Source organism: Protofrankia coriariae, from assembly GCF_001017755.1.
GTDB lineage: Bacteria > Actinomycetota > Actinomycetes > Frankiales > Frankiaceae > Protofrankia > Protofrankia coriariae.
In genome coordinates, this window is the sequence record NZ_JWIO01000014.1 from 253437 (window position 1) to 273449 (window position 20013).

At 67.2% G+C, this 20013-nt stretch carries 14 protein-coding genes; 8 read left to right on the forward strand and 6 right to left on the reverse strand.

Going from position 1 to position 20013, the window contains the following annotated elements:
• Positions 1 to 38: 38 nt before the first annotated feature.
• The 4 genes from FrCorBMG51_RS11245 to FrCorBMG51_RS11260 all read right to left on the reverse strand — a co-directional run bounded on the left by FrCorBMG51_RS11245 (position 39) and on the right by FrCorBMG51_RS11260 (position 4826).
• Complete coding sequence (locus FrCorBMG51_RS11245) at positions 39 to 863, reverse strand: replication-relaxation family protein (protein ID WP_052914573.1); 825 nt, start codon at positions 861 to 863, stop codon at positions 39 to 41.
• Between the two features lie 924 nt (positions 864 to 1787).
• Positions 1788 to 2786 carry a phosphotransferase family protein gene (locus FrCorBMG51_RS11250; protein ID WP_052914574.1) on the reverse strand — a complete coding sequence of 333 codons (999 nt, stop codon included), beginning with the start codon at positions 2784 to 2786 and terminating at the stop codon, positions 1788 to 1790.
• A gap of 172 nt (positions 2787 to 2958) precedes the next feature.
• Positions 2959 to 3531, reverse strand: coding sequence for a GNAT family N-acetyltransferase (locus FrCorBMG51_RS11255; RefSeq protein WP_047222961.1), 573 nt, complete (start codon positions 3529 to 3531; stop codon positions 2959 to 2961).
• Positions 3532 to 3533: 2 nt separating this feature from the next.
• Entirely contained in the window at positions 3534 to 4826 is a 1293-nt protein-coding gene (locus tag FrCorBMG51_RS11260; RefSeq protein ID WP_047223044.1) for a hypothetical protein, read from the reverse strand.
• Positions 4827 to 5109: 283 nt separating this feature from the next.
• On the opposite strand from FrCorBMG51_RS11260, the gene FrCorBMG51_RS11265 reads away from it, so the two are divergent.
• Genes FrCorBMG51_RS11265 through FrCorBMG51_RS11295 form a run of 8 tightly spaced genes read left to right on the forward strand, consistent with a single transcriptional unit; the run spans position 5110 to position 14295 of the window.
• A complete protein-coding gene (locus FrCorBMG51_RS11265) occupies positions 5110 to 5340 on the forward strand; it encodes a DUF397 domain-containing protein (protein WP_235433486.1) in 231 nt (76 codons plus the stop codon).
• On the forward strand, positions 5340 to 6548 hold the full coding sequence (fxlM, locus tag FrCorBMG51_RS11270) for a methyltransferase, FxLD system (protein ID WP_047222963.1): 1209 nt from the start codon (positions 5340 to 5342) through the stop codon (positions 6546 to 6548). Before FrCorBMG51_RS11265 ends, fxlM (FrCorBMG51_RS11270) begins: the two co-directional genes overlap by 1 nt.
• 37 nt (positions 6549 to 6585) lie before the next feature.
• On the forward strand, positions 6586 to 7830 hold the full coding sequence (fxlM, locus tag FrCorBMG51_RS11275) for a methyltransferase, FxLD system (protein ID WP_076843228.1): 1245 nt from the start codon (positions 6586 to 6588) through the stop codon (positions 7828 to 7830).
• A 48-nt stretch (positions 7831 to 7878) separates the two neighbouring features.
• On the forward strand, positions 7879 to 8049 hold the full coding sequence (locus FrCorBMG51_RS26675) for an FxLD family lanthipeptide (RefSeq protein WP_076825254.1): 171 nt from the start codon (positions 7879 to 7881) through the stop codon (positions 8047 to 8049).
• Between the two features lie 24 nt (positions 8050 to 8073).
• The gene (locus FrCorBMG51_RS11280) at positions 8074 to 11163 is read left to right on the forward strand and encodes a lantibiotic dehydratase (RefSeq protein WP_047222964.1); all 3090 of its coding nucleotides are present in this window, start codon (positions 8074 to 8076) and stop codon (positions 11161 to 11163) included.
• The gene (locus tag FrCorBMG51_RS11285; RefSeq protein ID WP_047222965.1) at positions 11160 to 12377 is read left to right on the forward strand and encodes a lanthionine synthetase C family protein; all 1218 of its coding nucleotides are present in this window, start codon (positions 11160 to 11162) and stop codon (positions 12375 to 12377) included. Before FrCorBMG51_RS11280 ends, FrCorBMG51_RS11285 begins: the two co-directional genes overlap by 4 nt.
• Positions 12359 to 13399, forward strand: a complete 1041-nt coding sequence (locus FrCorBMG51_RS11290; RefSeq protein WP_047223046.1) for a thiopeptide-type bacteriocin biosynthesis protein — start codon at positions 12359 to 12361, stop codon at positions 13397 to 13399. The genes FrCorBMG51_RS11285 and FrCorBMG51_RS11290 overlap by 19 nt, the downstream gene beginning before the upstream one ends.
• A 38-nt stretch (positions 13400 to 13437) precedes the next feature.
• On the forward strand, positions 13438 to 14295 hold the full coding sequence (locus FrCorBMG51_RS11295; protein WP_235433487.1) for a hypothetical protein: 858 nt from the start codon (positions 13438 to 13440) through the stop codon (positions 14293 to 14295).
• An 868-nt stretch (positions 14296 to 15163) separates the two neighbouring features.
• On the opposite strand, the gene FrCorBMG51_RS26680 is transcribed toward FrCorBMG51_RS11295, so the two are convergent.
• Positions 15164 to 18760: an NB-ARC domain-containing protein gene (locus FrCorBMG51_RS26680; protein WP_157180469.1), complete on the reverse strand. Its 3597-nt coding sequence runs from the start codon at positions 18758 to 18760 to the stop codon at positions 15164 to 15166.
• Positions 18761 to 19303: 543 nt separating this feature from the next.
• Positions 19304 to 20013 (reverse strand): ThiF family adenylyltransferase (locus FrCorBMG51_RS11305; protein WP_047223048.1); only part of this gene is annotated, 710 nt, incomplete at its 5' end.

Consider the following 20013-nt stretch of genomic DNA (forward strand, 5'->3'; position numbering starts at 1 on the left):
CGGGAGAGCCGGCCGCCGCCTCTCCCTGTGGACGGGGCTCACGCGACCTCTGGAAGGTGCGGCGCTGGGATCGGGGCGGTACCAGCACCCCACTCGTTGGCCTGCAGAGCAAATCCGCTGCCTGGCAGTTCGCTCAGCCGTAGGCGACGCCGAGTGCCCGGCCCAGCGGGCAACCAGACAGGGCCGCTCACTCCTTCTCCCGAGGCGGCGAGAAGCTCAGCCGTCGTGGTCGCGACCCCCTCCCGGCCAGCCCCGATGAGCTTGTGGTGGAAGTGCGTCTCCCGAAGCGCGGAATGCAGGTGATACAGCACGGTCATGCCCGGTAGGTGGGTCGCGTAGGCAGTGATCTTGCCGCCCAGCCGTTCCAGCGACTCGGTACCCCGGTCGTACTCGATGAAGAACGTCGTCACACGTGGGCTCTCGATCCACCGGCCGTACCCATCCGGACGGATCGTTTCCTTGATTCCATAATCCCACTGGAGCGCGGTTGCCACGGTGGACTCCGAGTACCAGTTGGCCAATCGGGTCAAGGGGCGGGCAGCCGCGTCTCGAGCAAGGCTGGTGAAGAATCCGTTCACACCCAGCTGGTGTTCGAGGGTTCCGCTCCGCGCCAAGCGGAGCACCGCGGTGTTGTGCGCCGACCGAGACGCCGGCTGTTCCGCCCTCCTCGCGGCGATGAGCTGCACCGCCGGATAGCTCAGCGTGTATCGCCACGCCTGCGACCCGGGATACACCCGCGCTCGGAACCGCTCCAACGCCCCTCGGCGCGTCAACGCCAGCAGCCGGCGCTGCGCCCGATCCACCGAGGGATACAGCAACGCGGCCACCTGCTCCGCGGTCAGGACACGATGCGCTGCCAGCACATCCAGTAGGTAGAGATCTCTGTCGGTCAAACCCTGCAGGAGCGCCAGCGGACCTACCGGCCGGCCCCGCCCGCGAGTCGAAGTCGTGGGAATACCTGCTCCAGGACAGTCGAGTCTGGATCCGTCCGCGAACCCACCCAGCCGCGCTGACCTGCGTCAACGCACACGCCGGCTATCCGGCTGGCCCGCCGTCTCATAAGGCGGTCGGCCAGCCGGCCCAGACACGGTCACCCAACCGGACCGCCACGCGGACCCGTCGTAGGGGTCGCGGCGGTGCGCTGGCCGACCGGCGTGCTTGGCTAGAAGGTGACCTTCAGGAAGGTTCGTGGACGGAGAATGGTCGCCATCTCTGTCATCCCTCCTTTCCGGCACGACGCCACGCATGTGGCACCCGGCTGCGGACCCGCGTCCCCCGCTCCCGGGAAACAGCTCCCGGGAGCGGCTCGCAGGCCACCCGACTCACAGCGACACCCGCCGGGCTTCTCGCTCCGTCACCAGTCCGGTGGACCGCCGACGGCAACGAGTCCCAGCGCTTCGCTGCTACCACCACCCCGTCTCCCACCGAACCGGCCGCCCGCTAGCGGGTCGGTATCCGGCGGTCAAGGGGGCGGATACGACCGTAGCTCCATCCGCCGGCACTGGACAAGCCCACCCACGCCCCTCATTTCACCCCCACGAGAGACCCCGAAAGCCAGGGAAACGTCACCCACCGGCGCCGTTCCCGCAGGTCAATGACCCGCAACCCCCTCCGATCGACATAAAGCACCTATCGGACATAAATGATTTAACTGGCGAATGCTTACTTCTGCTCACGCAAACGAACATCCGCAGCGAGGGTCGGCGGCGGGGCCATGCCGCGATCGCCATAGCCATGACCTGAACGGGGCCGCCGCGTCCAACCCGCGACGACCGCGACAGCCCGTGCTAGCGGCGGGCCTTCGAACCAAGGCCGCGTTCCTGTAGCCATCGCAGGCAGGCCACGCCGAGGGCGGAAGCCATCTCGATCAGGCTGGGGTCGACCGATGGGCTCGCCGTCGTGACCAGGCGAAGGAGAAAACCGGAGTGCGCGGCCAACAGGACATCCACGCGACGGGGGTCGACGTCCCTGGTGAGCGGATGGTCGCGGGCGTAGGGCTCGGGGTCGATGCCGTCGACCGACGCGCTCGACAGCAGCGTCACCACATCGCAGAAGGGAGCGCCGATCCAGGCATGCGGCCAGTCGACGACGGACACACCGTCGGCGCCCAGGAGGATGTTGAACCCATACAGGTCGCCGTGCAGGAGCGTCCGGCCTGCCAGGTCCCGGTCGATATCCGCCTCCAACGCGGCCAGGTCGTCGATGCGGTCAGCGGCCCAGGTCGTGATCGCGGCAAGGCGTGTCATGGCCCCGGCGCTCTGTGTCAGCGCTCGCCACCCGCCGAGGCGCGGCGCAGCCAGGAGGGCCGGGGCGACCGGCGCGGGGGTGAGGTCGGTGCTCAGCGCCGTCAGGGCGTCGAGGACGCGACTCAGCTCGCCGTGCCGCCACGGCCGGCCGGGAAGGCAGCCCTCGATCTCGGCGTAGATGCCTGCGACCCATACGCCGTCGTCGTAGGAGCCCAGGAGCCGAGGCACCGGGGCCGCTGCTGGCAGACAGGCAGTGATCGCGATTTCGCGGAGGTGGAACTCGGCAACCGCGGACGCTCCCACACGGCTGGCTGCCTTCACGAAGACCCGACGACCGTCCGCCAGAGCCAGCAGTGACGCGAGCCCTTCGGAGAACCCTCCAGGCTGACTCCTGGCGCTGATCACCGGCGCGCCCACACGTGACTCGATACCGCGGCGAACCTCGGGTGGCAGGTCCTGCCACAGGATTCTGCGCCCACCAGTGCGGCTCAGCGGCCGGTCGGCAACCGGCGGGCCGTCCTTTCCGGGAGCCTCAGCCATCGTCTCCGCTACCTCCCTCCCTTGTGTGCCTGCCCAATCCGGCAGTGGGCACGGTGTCAACCATTCAGATCTGCGAGCCGCTGACGGAGTGGCGCCGAGGTGATGAGGAGGGCTTTGACGCGGCTTACCGCGCCCTGTGCGTCGACTGCGACGAGGTCTGGATACGGAACGACTAGCTTTCGGTCTCACCGGGTCGGTTGGCGGTCCAGGCGGCCCGGCTGATCGCGTGGACGTTGTTCGCCTTCCATGGACCGACGTCGGCGATCTCGCGGAAGGTCATCCCGAGCTTGTGGGCGATCGTGTTCATGCCCGCGTTCTCCTGGTGTGTGGCGGTGATCAGCTCTTCGACGTCGAGGTGGGCGAACCCGAAGTCGAGCGCCGCCGTGATCGCTTCGGTGCCCAGGCCCTGGCCCCAGCGGTCGCGGCGGATTGATACCGCGACCTCGACACCCGGCCAGCCCTGCGCGAAGTAGGTGCCGGCGCGGCCGAGGAACTCCCCGCTGGCCCGGTCCTCGACCGCCCACATGCCGTGCCCGCGGATCGCCCACATGCCGATCAGATGGGTGACCAGCCGCTCGGTGCCGGCCCGGTCGAACGTGCCGTCCAGGTAGCGCATCGTCTCCGGGTCCGCGTTCATCGCCGCGTAGGGGTCCAGGTCGGCGGCCTTCCAGCCGCGCAGCACCAGCCGTTCGGTGAGCACGGTGGGGATGGTGACGACGGTCGGGGTTCCGTAGTGGAGGGTCATGGTCACGCCTGGCCCGTGGTCAGTTCGAGGCGGGGGCGTGCCTGCCAGCGGTCCCAGAAGTCACGGACGGGTTCGACGGTGGGGTGGCCGGTGAACGCTATGGCGATCTCTGCGACCCGGTCGGAGACCGAGGCGGTGGGCCGGGTGTCGAGCATGTCGACGACCTTCCCGGCCATGGTCGCGGCTTCGTCGATCTCGGGCTGTTCACGGGCGGTGAGGCTTGCCGCGACCGCGAGCAGCGCGTGGCCGTAGTCCTCGAAGCCGCCCGCCTGCCCGCCTTCGTAGGCGGCGAGCGCGGCGCGGGCGATCGGCTCCGCCTCGACACCACCGCCGATCCGGGTCAGGACTCCGGCGTACATCATCTCGGCGGCGGCTGGGCCGAACGGGCTGATCCCGGGCTGCAGCGGCAGGTCCGTGACCGACGTGCGCATCCGGTTCAGCGCCGCGCGGGTGCCCTCGGCGTCGCCGAGCGCGCCGAGGGCTCGTGCTTCGTAGCTGGCGATCCGGGCGCGGGTGTACGGGTTGTCCGCCACGACGGCGGTCTTCCGTGCCGAGACGGCGGCTTCCTGGTAGCGGCGGCCGTAGAACGCCAGCGTCGTCACCATCTCCCCGACCGAGGCGGTGAGCACGACGTCGTCGGTCTGGCTGGCGTGGTCCTCGGCGAGGCGGATGAACCGGCGGGAGGCCAGGGTGTCCCCGAGGTTGAACGACAGCCGCGACAGCATGTAGGAGGCGTAGCCGGCGGCGACGGTGAGGCGGGTCTGCGGGCGGGCCCGGCCGCTGCCGTTCATCAGATGGTGGTGCGCCGACTTCCACGTCTTCCACACCTTCGGCGCGAGCCGCTGGTGCGGTTCGACGGTGAACGCGACAGTGTGCGCGTTGATCGCGTCGTCGATCTCGTCGAGAGTCAGCACGTCGGGTGCGGACGAGGTCCACTCCCGGTACATCTGGGCGGCGACGAGGCTCGCGGCGGCGAGTTCGAACGCCTGCCGGCGGTTGGCGTCCACGGGTTCCTCCTGCCTGCTCGGGTCGAGCCCCAGATCCCGGGCCCGCTTCTCCCTGACAGCCTCGTCCCGCAATCGCCGGATGGCTCCCCCTGCGGCCAACGCCGTGTCCAGCGCGTCCGCGAGGTCCGCGGACGGGATCTCCTGGCCGTTGACAGCGCGGGAGATCTGCTGGCGCTTGAAGCCGGTGCGGGCTTCGAGCCGGCTGTTGTTGGTCCGATGCTGATCACGCAGTGTCCGCAGCAGATCGGCCAGGTTGGCGAGTGCGTCGTTTCGCTGACCAGCTTGCACCTTCGGCCTCCCCGTCGACGCCTTCGCAGGTGGATGCAACGAGCTGTTGCATGCACGCAACGAGCCGTTGCGTTCTGTTGCTCCGTTTGGGCGCAGTGTGTCATGGGTGCTGCGCGCGGTGAACACGCCGATCCGATCCCGTCCGTTCCACCAGCTCAGGGCGGATGAACCCCGGGTCGTGCCGTGTCGCTGCTTCTGCTCCCGCCGGGCCTGGGCCGAGTCGTGCGGCCTGGGTTCGGCGGGCTCCACCCGTCCACACCGATCGCATCGTTTCGAGGAACCCGTGTCTGTTGCGCCCACCGGCATGCCTGTCCCGGCCGTCCCACGATGGCGGCGCCCGTCCACGCTCGACCCGACGGTGCACGATGCCGTCGAAGTCGCCCTCGACGATCACCGCGTGTTGATCAGGTCGAGTCTGGGGCCGTCGGTGCGGACCACCCCCGGCGCGTTCGGGGACTTCGTCCGCGCGGTCAAGCGCGGCGAGTACGACGACCTGCTCGGCGAGGTGGCGTGATGCCCGCCTCGGCGCAGGCGTCGATCGCGCTGCTGCACACGGCCATGGTCGACCTGGTACTGGCGAAGGAGCCCGTCTCCGCCCCGGTCGTGGCCGCGTTGCGGGCCGTGCCCCGGGACCTGTTCCTGCCCGACGCCTCCACCGAGGAGGCCTACAAGGACGACGTCGTCGTCACGAAATGGGATGTCTACGGAGCACCGCTCAGCGCGGTGTCGCGGCCCTCCACCGTCGCGGCGACGCTCGAGCAGCTCCGGGTCGAACCCGGCCAGCGGATCCTGGAGATCGGCTCTGGCGGCTACACCGCGGCGCTGCTGGCTGAGCTGGCCGGGCCTACCGGCCACGTCACCACCATCGACATCGACCAGTCCGTAGTCCACCGCACCCACGCCTGCCTGGGCAAAGCCGGCTACACCGACGTCACGGCACTGATCAACGACGGGTACTTCGGGTTCCCGCTCCGCGCCCCCTACGACCGGATCGTCGTCACCGTCGACGCACCCGACATCCCGCGGGCCTGGACCGCCCAGCTCGTCCCCGGCGGACGCATCGTCATCCCGCTGCAGCTACGGGGCCTGCTGCGCACCGTCGGGTTCACCTGGGACGGCGAGGTTCTGACCTCGGACTCGATGCGGCCGTACGGCTTCGTCCGTCTCCAGGGTGCCGGCGCTCGTGCCTCCTTGCCCCGGATGATCCGCCTGGCCGACGGGATCCGCCTTGACGTCGACGACGGTCAGGAGGCTGATCCCGATGCGCTTCGCGACGCGATCAGCGGGGCGAGCCACACCCACTCCACCGGGGTGACCCTCTCCCCCTCCGCGGATGACCTGCCGGGCCTGGACCTGTGGCTGGCCACTGTGCAGCCCACCTACGGCCGGCTCCACGGCACCGACGCCTCCGCCGGAGCCGAACTGCCTGCGCCCACGAGTCCGGCCGAGGTGTCTGCCTGCTGGTCGGACGACAGCCTCGCCTTCCTGACCTTCACCCCGACGGGCGGGACCGGCGAGGAGATCGGGGTTGTCGCGTACGGCCCCGACCGGTACCGGCTCGCGGACCTGCTCACCCACGACATCCGCGTGTGGGACGCCGAGCGGCGCGGTAGCCCGGACCCCACCATCCGCGTCTACCCCACCGATGCCGGCCGCGCCTCGGCGCCGCCCGGTCGGCTCCTCACGAAACCATCAGCCCAGCTCCTGATCACCTGGGACTGAAACCCAACCATCCGACGATCACGAGAGGAGAACGGTGTTGAGCGACGCGCATGGGCATCAACAACCGCCCGAAGCCGACGAGAAAGCACACGCTGAGGATCTGCGGGCCCGCCTCGTGGATGACCTCGTCGCGGCGGGCTCGATCAAAACGAAGGAGGTCGAATCCGCGTTCCGCGCGGTGCCGCGGCACCTGTTCGCTCCCGAGGCGTCGCTCCAGGACGCCTACGCCGACGACATCGTGCGGACCAAGCAGGACCAGCACGGCATGACCGTCAGCTCGGTCTCCGCTCCCTGGCTGCAGGCCACGATGCTCGAACAGGCCGGGATCACCCCCGGCATGCGGGTCCTCGAAGTCGGCTCCGGGGGCTACAACGCCGCCCTGATCGCGGAACTCGTCGGCCCGACCGGCGCGGTGACCACCATAGACATCGACGCCGACGTCACCGAACGAGCCCACCACTGCCTCGCGGCGGCAGGCTACGACCAGGTCCACGTCGTGCTGGCCGACGCCGAGCACGGCGTCCCCGAGCAGGCGCCCTACGACCGGATCATCGTCACCGCGGGCGCCTGGGACATCCCACCCGCCTGGACCGATCAACTCGCCCCGGACGGCCGGATCGTCGTCCCCCTGCGGATGCGGGGGCTGAGCCGGACGGTCGCGCTCACCCCCCGCGACGGCGTTCTGGTCAGTCTCGACCACCAGATGGCCGGCTTCGTGCCCGTGCGCGGCGACGGCGCCCATCCCGAACGCCTCGTCCCGCTTCACGATGCCGACGTGGGCCTGCGGTTCGACGAGCAGGCTCCCGAACTCGACGCCGCCGCCCTGCGGGCCGCGCTGCTCACCCCGCGGGTCGAGGCGTGGTCGGGGGTGCGGTTCGGCGGGATGGAGCCGTTCGACGGGTTGCTGCTGTGGCTTGCCAGCACCCTCGACAACTACGGCCTGCTCTCCCGCGCCCGCTCCCAGACCGCGCGAGACCTCGTCGACCCCGTCTCCCCGATCGGCACGCCCACCGCCGTGGAAGCGGACAGCTTCGCCTACCTCACCCTGCGAAAGGTCGAGGACGGCGACGACACCTACGAGTTCGGCGCCTACGCCCACGGTCCCCACGCCGCCCGCCTCGCCGACCTGGTCGTCACACAGGTCCAGGCCTGGCACCGAACCCACCGCGACGCGTCGCCGGCCACGATCAGCGCCTGGCCGGCCACAACTCCGGCAGAGGCGCTTCCGCCCGGCCGGGTGATCGCCAAGCGCCACCGCATCGTCGTCCTGAGCTGGTCCTGACCAGCACAGCGACGCGTTCACCACCCCTTCCGAAGGAAAGGCATCGCCATGACTCCTGCCCACTCAACCGCCCCGGCTCCGCTCCCCCTCGCCGGCGACTACGACCTGGACGTCGAGATCGTCGACGGCGGCCCCGTCATCCCCGAACTGCTGCGATCCACCAGCGACAACTGCGGCAAGACCTGCTCTTCGGCCTGCACCAGCTGCAAGCAGAACTGATCCTCCGCCGCTGAGAGGTGCGCGATGTACCGCAGCCTTGACGTTCCGCTGCTACGGATGGCGGTGGTCCCCGCCGATGTCGACCTGCCGCCATGGCCAGCCCTCGACGACAACACCGACGGCGCCGTAGCCGGCTGGACGGATTGGCTGCGGGACATCTGGGCGCGGCCCGTGTTCGCCGACGCGATGACGCTCGCCAGCCCGTCGTTGGCGGCGCGGGTCGTGTCGGTCTTCGACCGGCAGTGCCACGATCGGCGGGCGGTCCGGCGGGCTGTCACGGCGACAGCCCGGTACGTGTTGCGGATGACCGGGCGTGCCACCCCGTTCGGCCTGTTCGCCGGGGTCGGGCCCGCGGGTTTCGGCGCGCGGGCCCATGTTCGGCTCGGCGACGACCATCGGGTTCACGCCCGGCCGGGCGGCGGCTGGCTCGCCGCGCTCGCCGACGACCTGGAAGCATTCGACACGCTGCTGCGGCGGCTTCGGGTCGCCGCGGACGGGCTGCCGGTCGCCCGGGGCGACCGGTTGTTCATCGGCCCTGTTGTCCGGCCCGGCGACGATGCCGGGGAGGAGACGGTGGTCGAGGTGTCGGTGCGCCGCACCCGGGCTGTGGAAGCCACATTGCGCCAGACGGCCAGCTCGCTGCCCGTCCCCGAGCTGGTCGCTCGCCTCGCCGCCGACGCACCCGCCTCCGCTATCGGCCAGATCGAGACCATGGTGATCGAGTTGGTCCGCCGCCGGTTCCTGCACACGCCCCTACGCCCGGCGACAACCATCACCGATCCACTCAGTGAAGTCGCCGACCAGTTGGCCGCGGCCCGGATTGACGATCTGCCCCCACGCGCCGGCCGTCTCAACGTGATCGGCGACCTGCAAGACCTGCTCGCCCACCACGACAACTCGAGCTCCGCCTCGCACCGTCGCGCGCTGCGCTCGCAGGCAGAGGCGCTTCAACGGCGCGTTGTTCCCAGCGCTGACCCGGATCTCGACGTAGGCCTCGTGTTGAACGCGGACGTGGTCCTGCCGGCGGCTGTCGCCGAGGAGGCAGGGGCCGGCGCTCGGGCGCTCGCCCGGCTCACGCCGCCGACCGCCGTCCCCTCGGGGTGGGCGGACTGGCACGAAGCCTTCCTGGAACGCTACGGTCCCGCCGCCCTCGTCCCGTTGCTGGAAGCCGTCAACCCTGACACCGGCCTCGGCCTACCCGCCACCTTCCGCGGCTCCACACGCACCCACCGCCCCGGCGGGAGCGCCGCCCGCGACCAGCGCCTGGCCGCACTCGCGCAGCGAGCGGCCCTGGACGGCGCGCTCGAGGTACGCCTCGAGGGCACCGACATCACTGTTCTGGCCGGCGACACCGCACCGGCTCGGGTTCCGCCACATGCCGAACTCATCGCCGAAGTCCACGCCCACGACCTGACAGCACTGTCGCGCGGCGCGTTCACCCTGCGGGTCACCGGCGGCGGACGCGCCGCCGCGACCACCACCAGCCGTTTCCTGCACCTGCTCGACTCCGCATCCTTCGACCGGTTCCGCGACACCTACGCCGCCCTGCCCACCATGCGGGCCGGCGCGACAGCCGCGCAGGTGTCCTGTCCGCCGCTTCCCGCAGCCACCATCGGCGTGGCCCGATCGCCACGGCTCACCGACACGGTGATCACGCTCGCCGAGTATCACGACGCCGGCCCAGGCGTACTGCGCCCGGCCGACCTGGCTGTCGGGGCCGACGCTGAAGGGCTCTATCTGGTGTCGCTGCCCGACCGGCGCCTCGTCGAGCCGTTCGCCGCGCATGCGGTGGAGTTCCGGTACCACACCCACCCGCTGACACGGTTCCTGTGCGAGCTACCCACCGCCCGCGTCGCCGTCTCCATCCCGTTCTCCTGGGGCGCTGCCGGTGGGCTGCCGTTCCTGCCCCGGCTCGTTCATCGGCGCACCGTGCTCGCCCCGGCCCGCTGGAACCTCACAGCCGCCGACCTGCCCGGCCGCGCCGAGCCGGCGAAGGAATGGCTCGAGGCACTGGCCAGCTGGGGCGGCGCGATCCCAGTGCCCACGCGGGTCCAGCTCGTCGAGACCGACAACCGATTGCGCCTCGACCTGCACGTCGACACCCACCTCGCCCTGCTACGCGATCACCTGCACCGCCACGGCTCCGCTCGACTCGACGAGGACGCCGCCCCGGGCGCCTTCGGCTGGCTCGACGGCCACGCCCACGAACTGGTCATCCCGCTGGCCAGCACCGCCGCACCCCTGCCGGGGCCGGCACCGGAGCGCCTCGCGGCAACCGTGCCCGCTGCTCGGTCGGATGCCCAGCTACCCGGTGTGTCGCCGTGGCTGTCGGCCCGGCTCTACGGCCACCCCGACCGGGCCACCGATCTCCTCACCCGCTTCCACGACCTCATGGACGCGTGGCCCGACCCGCCCGCGTGGTGGTTCCTGCCCTACCGCGACACCGAGCCCCACCTGCGGCTACGCCTCGCCATCACCGAACGTGGCGGCTACGGGCCGGCGGCCACACGGCTGGGAACCTGGGCGGCGGCACAGCGCGAGGCCGGACTGCTGTCCCACCTCCACCTCGACACCTACCAACCGGAAACCGGCCGCTACGGCTACGGCCCGGCGATGACCGCAGCCGAAGCCGTGTTCTCCACCGACTCCGCCGCCGCCCTCGCCACCCGCCGCCTCGCCGCCAGCGCCCGCCTGCCCGTCGAAGCGCTCACCGTCGCCGGCCTGGTCGACATGGCCATCGCCTTCACCGGCGCAACTTCCACGGGCATGCGGTGGCTTCGTGACGTGCTGCCCCACGAGCCCGCCCGCGTCCCACGGACGGAACGCACCACCGCACTGCACCTGGCCAACCCCGCAGATGGCTTCGCCCATCTGCGGGCCGTGCCCGGGGCCGACACCGTGTTGTCCGCCTGGCAGACACGGGCAGCAACACTGGCCGCCTACCGGAATGCCCTCGCCGCGCAGCGCCCGCCTGACCAGGCCTTGGCCTCGCTGCTGCACCTGCACGCCGTCCGAACCCTCGGCCTGAACCCCACAGCCGAACAGACCTGCATCGCCCTCGCCCGAGCCACAGCCGCACGGGCCCTCGCAACCACCGAAGCGACCGCCCCATGATCGACCGCAATCAGGCCGCCGCCACCGCAACCAGCCTCGCCACCCGCCTCACCATCCCGGCCCGTGGCGAACTCGGGCAGACCGCGCAGTCGCTCGCCGACGGAGCAGCCGGCATCGCCCTCCTCCACGCCGAACGAGCGCACGCCAGCGCCAAGCACTGGGAGTCCGTCCAGCCGTGGCTGACCGCAGCCACCGCCGGCCGCGTCAGCGTGTCGATGAACAGCTCGCTCTACGGCGGCGCCCCGGCGGTCGCGTTCGCCCTCCACACCGCCGCCGGGCAGACCCGCCGCTACACCACAGCGCGCACCGCGCTCGACCAGGCCGTCGCCACCATCGCCCACCGCCGCGTTGACGCCGCCAACGCCCGCATCGGCCGAGGTGAACCGGTCCGGTTCACCGAGTACGACGTCATAAGCGGGCTGACCGGCATAGGCGCCCACCTTCTCGCCCACGCCCCTGGCGACGACGCCCTCGGCCGCATCCTCACCTACCTCGTCCGCCTCACCACCCCCATCAACCTCGACGGAGAAGGACTGCCCGGCTGGTGGTGTAGCCACGACCCGTCCCAGGGCAACGCGCCAGAATTCGCCGGTGGGCACGCCAACCTCGGCATGGCACACGGCGCCGCCGGCCCGCTGGCCCTGCTCGCGCTCGCCGCCCGCGCTGGGATACGAGTCGACAGTCAGACCGACGCGATCAACGCGCTGTGCACCTTCTATGACCGATGGCGCCAAGACACCCCCAACGGCCCTTTCTGGCCCCAGTGGATCAACCGTGCCGACCAGCGGGCCGCAAGACCGACCCAGCCTGGCCCCGGCCGTCCGAGCTGGTGCTACGGCACCCCTGGGATCGCCCGCGCCCTCCAACTCGCCGGCCTCGCCACCGGTGACACCACCCGCCAGAACTTCGCCGAACAAGCGCTCGCCACCTGCATCGCCGACTCCGCCCGGCTCGCCCACCTCACCGAAGCCGGACTGTGCCACGGATGGGCTGGGCTCTATCAAACCGTCGCCCGCGCCGCCGCCGACGCCACCACCGACACCCTCAGCCGCCACCTGCCGACACTCGCCGCCTCCCTCCTGCTCTCCGCCCCTTCAACCAGCGGGCGGGCTGCTGGACTCCTCGAAGGAGAGGCCGGCATCGCCCTCGTCCTCCACAGCGTCGCCACCGGCACACCGGCCACCGGATGGGACAGATGCCTGCTGATCCATTGACCGTCCCCAGCCGGGCCGCCGGCACCGAACAGGCCGTACTCGCGGTGCTGGCCGGCATCCCGCTATCCACTGCGGCAGCCCATGCCTCCCTGCATGCCGACCAGCTTGCCGCAGCAGTCGCCACCTACCAGGCGGCAGGTCGCGCCGCGCTCGCAGTCCAAGGCGCCGCCTGGTTCCAGGTGCGCGTCGCGTTTCCCGACCCAGCGGACACAGAGACCGTCGCAGCCACCCACCTGGCACCTGTCCTGCGCCACACCCAGGCCACCGGCGCTGTCGACTCCTGGTGGTTCGTCCGCAAGTCGCCCGACTGGCGGATACGGCTTTCCCCAGCCAGCGGCCAATCTGTTGCGGAGCTCCGTGCCACCCTCCGCTCCGCCTTCGACGACCTGACCGCAGCCGGCACGATCCACACCTGGACGGAAGGGATCTACGAGCCGGAGGAATACGCCCTCGGCGGCGAGGTCGGCACCGACGTCGCGCACCGGCTGTTCACCGCCGACACCGGCCACATCCTCGACCGCATCCACAGCGAGATCACCAGCAGGACCCCGCCGGCTCTCGGCCGCCGCGAACTGTCGATGCTGTTGATCGTCACGCTCCTGCGCACCGCGGGCCTGGACTGGTACGAACGCGGCGACGTCTTCGACCGCGTCAGCCGCCTACGCCCTCCACCAGCAACATCACCCACCGCCGCCGAGGTTCAACGGCTGGCCACCGCTCTGCGCAGGCTGCTGACCGCCGACACCGACCCGGCAGGCGACCTGTTCGGCGCGGACCGACCGCTGGCCAACCTAAGGATCTGGGCCAGCGCCTTTCACAATGCCGGTCGGGCCCTTGGGAAGGCCGCATACGCCGGGACCCTGCGCCGTGGGCTACGCGACGTCCTCGCCCACCATGTGATCTTCCACTGGAACCGCCTCGGCCTGAATGCCGAGACCCAGGGCATACTCGCCGCCACAGCGCGCGAGACCATCCTCCGCGCTCCCGCACTCCCCGAAGCGCTAACGCCGCAGGCACGCTGATGTGGCCGCCGCCGAACGACGCAGACACCGTCACCCGCATGCGCGCAGCGCACGAACGCGCCAGCGCCGCCCTCCGGGTCACAGTCGACCGGACCCAGGCTGAGGAAGCGTGGGGCTTCGCCGGACGAACTCTCGGCCGACCGGTAATGACCCCCGACAGCCCAGGCTGGCTGCGGATCGCCGCCACCGAGGCCGGACAGCAGATCACCACGTTCTGGGACGGCGGACGCACCGCACAGCAGGCGCTGCCAGCATCCATTCCACGCCCAGCGCTACGCGGGATCCACGACCATCACCACGACAGCTGGGACTACCGCGCCGAGCTGTACGACCGCGTCCACGTCCGACCTCTCGCCGTCATCACCGTGCCGCGGCGGCTCACCGACTCACCGAACAGGCAATGGTTCCAGGCACTGCGCCACTCCCTGCGCATCCTCGCCACGGTCTCCACCGACCGGCGCACCATCGAGCAGTCCTACCTCGACGACGTCATGCCCAGGATGCTCGGCGAACCGATCACCACCACGGCGCCCGCACCGTGGGTAACCGCGCACGGAGACCTGCACTGGGCCAACCTCTGCGGCCCCACCCTCCGCGTGCTCGATTGGGAAGGCTGGGGCCTGGCACCCGCCGGCTACGACGCCGCCACCCTCTATTGCCACAGCCTGCTCATGCCATCGCTCGCCGCACAGGTTCAGGCGCGCTTCGCAGACGTACTCTCCACCGAGAGCGGCCGGTACGCCGAACTGGCCGTCATCGCCGAGCTACTCGACACCGTCCGCTCCGGCACCGGTATCGATCACGCGGGGCTGCTGCGCATCCGCGCCACATATCTTCTCCGCCGCGCCATACCCCGCCCGAGAGAAGGCACCGTCACGAGGCCAGGACAGACATGACCCGCTGCAACGGCCATGCTCGGGAACAGCTCCACTGGGTAGTGTTCCGGGCCTGCCCTGGGGCCGAGCATCTGCCCCCAATGCCTGCGTGCGGTGGTGGACAGCTCTGGCCCCCCAGGGCTCGCCAGAACTGGCCCACAAGAAATCTCATCGCCACTGTGCCGGGAGGTGAAGCTGTCCCGCACCCGGCGGAGACCTGCAGGCAAGTCTCGCTATTCAGCGGAGGATCCCACATCGGCCAGAAGATGATCTGACGGTGATCTGACTGTTGTTGCGCATGCAACTTCTGTCAGATCACCGTCAGATCTCTACGGCCCTGCTCCACCTGCCCCGTGACTGCTCTCCGGACAGCCGCCGCGAGCCTGGCACCCACCGGCTACGACGCCGCCACCCTCCACTGCCACAGCCTGCTCATACCGAAGGTCGCCGCACAAGTCCGAGTCCACTTCACCCACGCGCCCACCACTGAAAGTGGCCATTACGCCCAACTGGTCGTCATCGCCGAACAACTCGACAGCGTCGACCTCGACCATGCCGGGCCACTACGAGCCCGCGCCGCCCACCTTCTCGGCCGTCCCGTTCCCCATCCAGCCGAAGGCACCCAGAGGCAACCTGCGCATGATCTTACGGTGATCCGACAGAGATTGCATACGCAACAACAGGCAGAGCGCCGACAGTCAGATCGCCATGATTCGAGATCAATCAGAAACGAAGTTGCGCGGTCTTATTTCTGGCAGGCGCGCCCCACTTGCCACGCATACGCACAATTGAATTAGGCCATCGCCAGCCCAACTGCCGGGTAACTAGGTTGCGCGGAATAGGAGTTCCGGGGCAGGTTCATCACCCTGAACTCGGAGATCCATTCATTCTATCTCCACTCCACTAAGCCCGCAGCTATCAGGCCCAGTCGCGCTGCTCCAGTGAGAGCCTCAGACCACGACTCCGGGGAAGCAAAAATCGCATCCCTCGCCTTCGGTGCGTCGAGTCGAAATCCGAAGCCGTAGAAGACAAGAGCACGACGATGATGGCGGACCGAATCAAGCCATTCCGCAGTAGAGAAATTCGTTGCGATGGCGCGAACGGCACCGCCAGCATCAACAAGTTCCAGCGTCCGATTGACTGCACGGACTACGGCGCCGGCAACCTCGGGAACACTTAGGTGATCTCCATAAACTCGCCGGAATCCCGAGTTGCAGATCCGTTGAATCTGTAATTCGACTATTTGCTCGCGGGTCACACCCGACACAACAATTTGCCGGTGCGGCTGGAGGAAAAGCACCGGAATAGTGAGATCACTAAACATTCGACTTTCAAGAAGGATGCGAGTTGTCGTTAGCCCTACATGCGCTAGCGCCGGATGGGAGCCAAGCACGGAAAAAGCATCCACCTTGACGTTCCGCAGCACCTTCTCTATCTCACGCAACGTACCCTCGTCGGCCAACTCGAGGAGTTCTTCTCCGCGCGCCTGTAGTTGATCATTATAGCTTCGACCAAAGATATGGAAGAGCCGCGCTGGCAGCGCTCTCAGAAGCAGTTCCCAGGGCATCGCATCATCTTCATTTTCAGCGAAGGAAACAGTGCTCAATGACTTCGCCTTTTTGATGAACTCACTCGAATCCCCGCGCACCGCCGCGGCAACGACCTCAATCAGCGCAATCCTTGATTGATCTTGAGACGTTAGAGTATCTCGGAAACCATCCAACCCGCAGCGATCGAGAAGAAGGCAGAGAAAATCGCCAGCCGCTTGATCCCCCAAAATGACCCACTGAAGGGCGCTCATCGAACCGACGTTGTGCACAAGATACTGGACCGAAAACTGGTGTAGCGATTGACGTCCCATGTATGCGGAAAAAAGATCGAACTCATCGGAGGCTTCGCTCCATCTACCCTGCATCACCAATGACTCGATCAGAAGACGGCGGGCTTCAACAATAGGCCTGGCGTGCGATCCATCGCCGTCTGCAAGGATCCTCCGAGAGGAACTCTCCGCTTCCGCAAGACGGCCGGCTTCCAAGTGAAACCCTACTGACGAAAGATCATTCATGAGCTCAGTAACTGGGGTAGAAGGCAGCTTCTGAATCAGATCAAGGAAGCGACCGTGTAGCGACTGCAGACGCATATCGCCCGGATCCCGGCGGACCTGAGATTGCAGAACAAAGAACGCATTCGTCGCAAGGTAAACGGCAGCGTCCGGCTCCTGCTGGGACATGGTATCAATATAGTTGTAGAGATCTTCAGTAAGGAGCTCGGACACGCGCCCATCAGGTACATCAATATCGCCATGTTGATATATTTTGGCAAGAATAATTCTACTTTGAATGGCAAGCAACTCGTTCGGGTTCTCAATCTTGGCTAGCCAGGCAAGCTCAAGTTCCAGCAGTTCGGCGGCCTCGGCCGCCCTACCCTGACTCTCATGGAACGCGGCAATATTTCCGATGAGCAGGGCCGAGATATTACTCTTGATGGAAAGTCTTCTAATATGGACCGCCAGTGAAATTGCATGCTGCGCGACGTCCCAAGTCCATTCCGAACGACCGACCTCCATGCCGACACTCAGCCATCGATCAACATGACAAGCCATTCTTGATATATAGGTCGATGCGACCCCATATTTCTCGATTTCACGCCGAAGAATATCTTGCAAAACCGAGTTCATCGACACGGTCGCATCGGTTCCTACATAATCATCAACAGTTGAGATGAGCGGTTCAGAGCGGCGAATAAACGAGATGTCTAAAAGCAATCTGATGTTTTCGTGCACAACACCGTCGGCCTCATCCATAACCATGGCGGTAACGGGTCCACCCGGTACGCCTTCGGGTGGAATAAATGTAGCTACGATCGCGAGGTGTATCGGGATCCGAGACGGGCCGACAAAGCACATATGCCCCAGTAGATCCAGGGGGCGTAGCGGAACCCCAGTTTGCCGCTCGGCCGTGCGAACAAGGCGCTCAAGTCCGACTTGAACAGCCGAGACGAGCGTACGAGGGTAACCCAAGGGTAGCGAAGATGCGTCGTCCATAGCACGACTCAGAACCATCTCACGATAGTCCCCGATCCGCTCTAGATCAATCCCGCAGCTAACGATGTAGCCGCTTGCCAATTCAATGGCAAGCGGCCAATAGCCCAATACCTGCACCAGATCAGCAAGCGCTTCTGCGTGGCGTTCGACCTCTCCGGCAGAAATTCGGATTCGCCGCGCCAACAATCCTAGCGCCTCGTCGTGAGACATCGGTTCCACTTCGAACCGGCCTTGAAAATCGTTCCACCCATTGCGTCTCACTGAAGTGATGAGTATGTGACCTCGCCCGAACCTAGGTAGCCAGGAGCGAACACTATCCGGCGCGGCGTCGTCGAATACTATCATCCATCGACCCGGAAGTTGCTGCAAGATCACATGAACCCGCTCGCGAAGGAGACTAATTTCTATCTGATCTCCTCGATCATCCGTGGAATCAGCGAGAAATCGCCAAAGACGGAGATAGGATGCAACTAGAGAGTCTTCCGATGAAGCATCTACCCAGAACACTAGATCGTATCTGTACGCAAACGATGCAGTGAAGGCCGCAGCCAGGCTCGACTTTCCGATTCCTGATAGGCCTGTCAACACGCAGACTGAAGGTGAATTCTCCCGAACTCCGGGCGAGGAGAAGTTTTGACTGATCCGCTCGAGGAGCTCGTCGCGAGGAATATCGGGGATCGGAGGAACCGGCCCGGCGACTACGCCCCAGTCCCGTCGCCCGAGTGCCTCACCGAGAATATCTTCCTCAACAGAAACGTCTGCGCGAAACTCGGATAAGGTCCATCTGGAGGCGCTCGGATCGGCCGCCCGGCGGAGAGTCTCGGACACCAAGTAGCCCAAAACCAATCCACCCGAATGTTTACCCAAGCCAACTTGAGAGTTCAATCGAATGGATTTTATCGCGAAATGAAGATCCTCACGAATCTCGTCTATTTCGCGGTGATCGAATTCTATGGTTGAACGGCTCAAGCGCGCCAGATGCATCGGAGACAACGAGGTAACTCGGTCGAGCGATCTGGGCGCTCGGGCGAACAAGCCGGTGAGTCTGTAGTGCAAAGTGGCAGGGTTTCCTTCGCAGTCGCGGAGGCTTTTTGCGAATGCCTGACAAGTATCGTCCGGAACCGCCTGCGTGATAAGCTTGTACCGTTCAGATTCGGTTGCTGTCGCCAGTTTCACCAAAATGGAGAGTGCTTCGGGAGCACCGAGCCGACGCCCCGGCGTCGCACTCTTGACTTGTGCGGCTACCAAACATTTTCCTAGATCATCAACTAGATCAAAATCAACTGCATCCTGCCCACCGAGGGACGTCGGGTCAACCGGTCCCTCTACGCGACAGGCGTGATGTCTCGGCTTCTCGGAAGCAACCAAGATGGCTTCCAACGTTCGCAAATACTGGTATTGAAAGCCCCGAGCTGCTGCCCGGCCTCCGTCCAGTCGTGCCATCGTCTCGCTCCCCGTCGGACATGCGCCTGCCTTCCCGAACGGTACAACCATCCACCGACATGCATCTGCCGATCCACGATTCGTCCGTGACCAGGCTGCTGGAGCAGCTGCGTTCAGGACGTCACAGGTGGCCGCCGCGCGGTTCTGTGACCACCGACCCACTGGTCACTCGTGGCCGCCTCCCGGGCGGGGACACAGCCGCCGCAGGCGGGATACTCAAGAGATAGCTAGGTGTCCGCTGTCTCTTGAAGACCACGACCGTCATCACCCCCTCCAGGTTGACAATGCTGATCAAGCTGTGCCTGTCAAAGCGAAAGCGCCAGGCTACGACCTCGTCACGGCGTTGCGACCGTCGGGGCTCTACCCGCTTCGGTTGGATCGGGCGTCGCCAACCGCAGAACGCTCCCCGCGAGACGCGTTTGTCGACAGTCGTCTGAGGGCACCACGGTCTGGCGGGTGGTTTGAGGTGTCCGGCCGCTAATGCTCTGGCCGATACGTGCGCTGGGCCGGGCGGCTCGGCTCCCATGATCGCGGTCAGCAGCGTCAGACCGCCGGGATGAAGCGGCGGAAGGGTCCTGCGGGTGAATGCGGCAGTCCGATCAGGTGGGTGCCGGATACCGGTTCGGTGCTTGCGAGGTGGCTGCCGAGCAGGGAGGTGAGGCTGGCGGCGACGGCAGCGATGTCGGCAGCGGAGCCGTGGAAGGTGGGTACCGAGCAGCCCCGGGTCGGAATGAGTTCGTCCTGAGCGGACACGTCTTTCCAGAAGGTGTGGAAAGGCTCCAGTGCGCCGTTGGCGATGACTCGTCTGCCGGCCTGCTGGTCGATTGTGTAAGGCCCAGCAGGAGTAGCAGGGTCGCTGACGGTGAGCAGTCCGAGAGTGCTGGTTCCCGCGTCTGTTGCGACCTGGGCGAGCAGTGGGCGCACCGTCGCTGGAGCCAGGTCGTCGAGCAGTTGACCGATGGCGCGAGAGATGGTGGCGTCGATGACGAGGTCAGCCTCCGCGAGGAGCGTGGCGAAGTTGTCTGGGATGAGCCCGACATACGCCTCGAGTTCGATGTCGTCGCGGATGGCGGCGAGGCGCTTTCGCAGTGCCTCTACTTTCGCTTCGCCGATGTCGTCCTCGGTGAAGTCCTGACGGACCAGGAGTCCTCCGGTGACGGTGCCAGGGTCGCAGAGGACGAGGCGTCTGGCGCCCGCGCGGGCGGTGAACTCCGCGATCCAGGACCCCAAACCCCTCTGTGTCAGTCTCGGGT

Excerpts from the sequence above, each read along its gene's own strand:
- FrCorBMG51_RS11250 (WP_052914574.1), bottom strand. The coding sequence starts at position 2,786 with ATGGCTGAGGCTCCCGGAAAGGACGGCCCGCCGGTTGCCGACCGGCCG.
- FrCorBMG51_RS11255 (WP_047222961.1), bottom strand. The coding sequence starts at position 3,531 with ATGACCCTCCACTACGGAACCCCGACCGTCGTCACCATCCCCACCGTG.
- fxlM (WP_047222963.1), top strand. The coding sequence starts at position 5,340 with ATGCCCGCCTCGGCGCAGGCGTCGATCGCGCTGCTGCACACGGCCATG.
- FrCorBMG51_RS26675 (WP_076825254.1), top strand. The coding sequence starts at position 7,879 with ATGACTCCTGCCCACTCAACCGCCCCGGCTCCGCTCCCCCTCGCCGGC.
- FrCorBMG51_RS11280 (WP_047222964.1), top strand. The coding sequence starts at position 8,074 with ATGTACCGCAGCCTTGACGTTCCGCTGCTACGGATGGCGGTGGTCCCC.
- FrCorBMG51_RS11285 (WP_047222965.1), top strand. The coding sequence starts at position 11,160 with ATGATCGACCGCAATCAGGCCGCCGCCACCGCAACCAGCCTCGCCACC.
- FrCorBMG51_RS11290 (WP_047223046.1), top strand. The coding sequence starts at position 12,359 with ATGCCTGCTGATCCATTGACCGTCCCCAGCCGGGCCGCCGGCACCGAA.
- FrCorBMG51_RS11295 (WP_235433487.1), top strand. The coding sequence starts at position 13,438 with ATGCGCGCAGCGCACGAACGCGCCAGCGCCGCCCTCCGGGTCACAGTC.
- FrCorBMG51_RS26680 (WP_157180469.1), bottom strand. The coding sequence starts at position 18,760 with ATGGCACGACTGGACGGAGGCCGGGCAGCAGCTCGGGGCTTTCAATAC.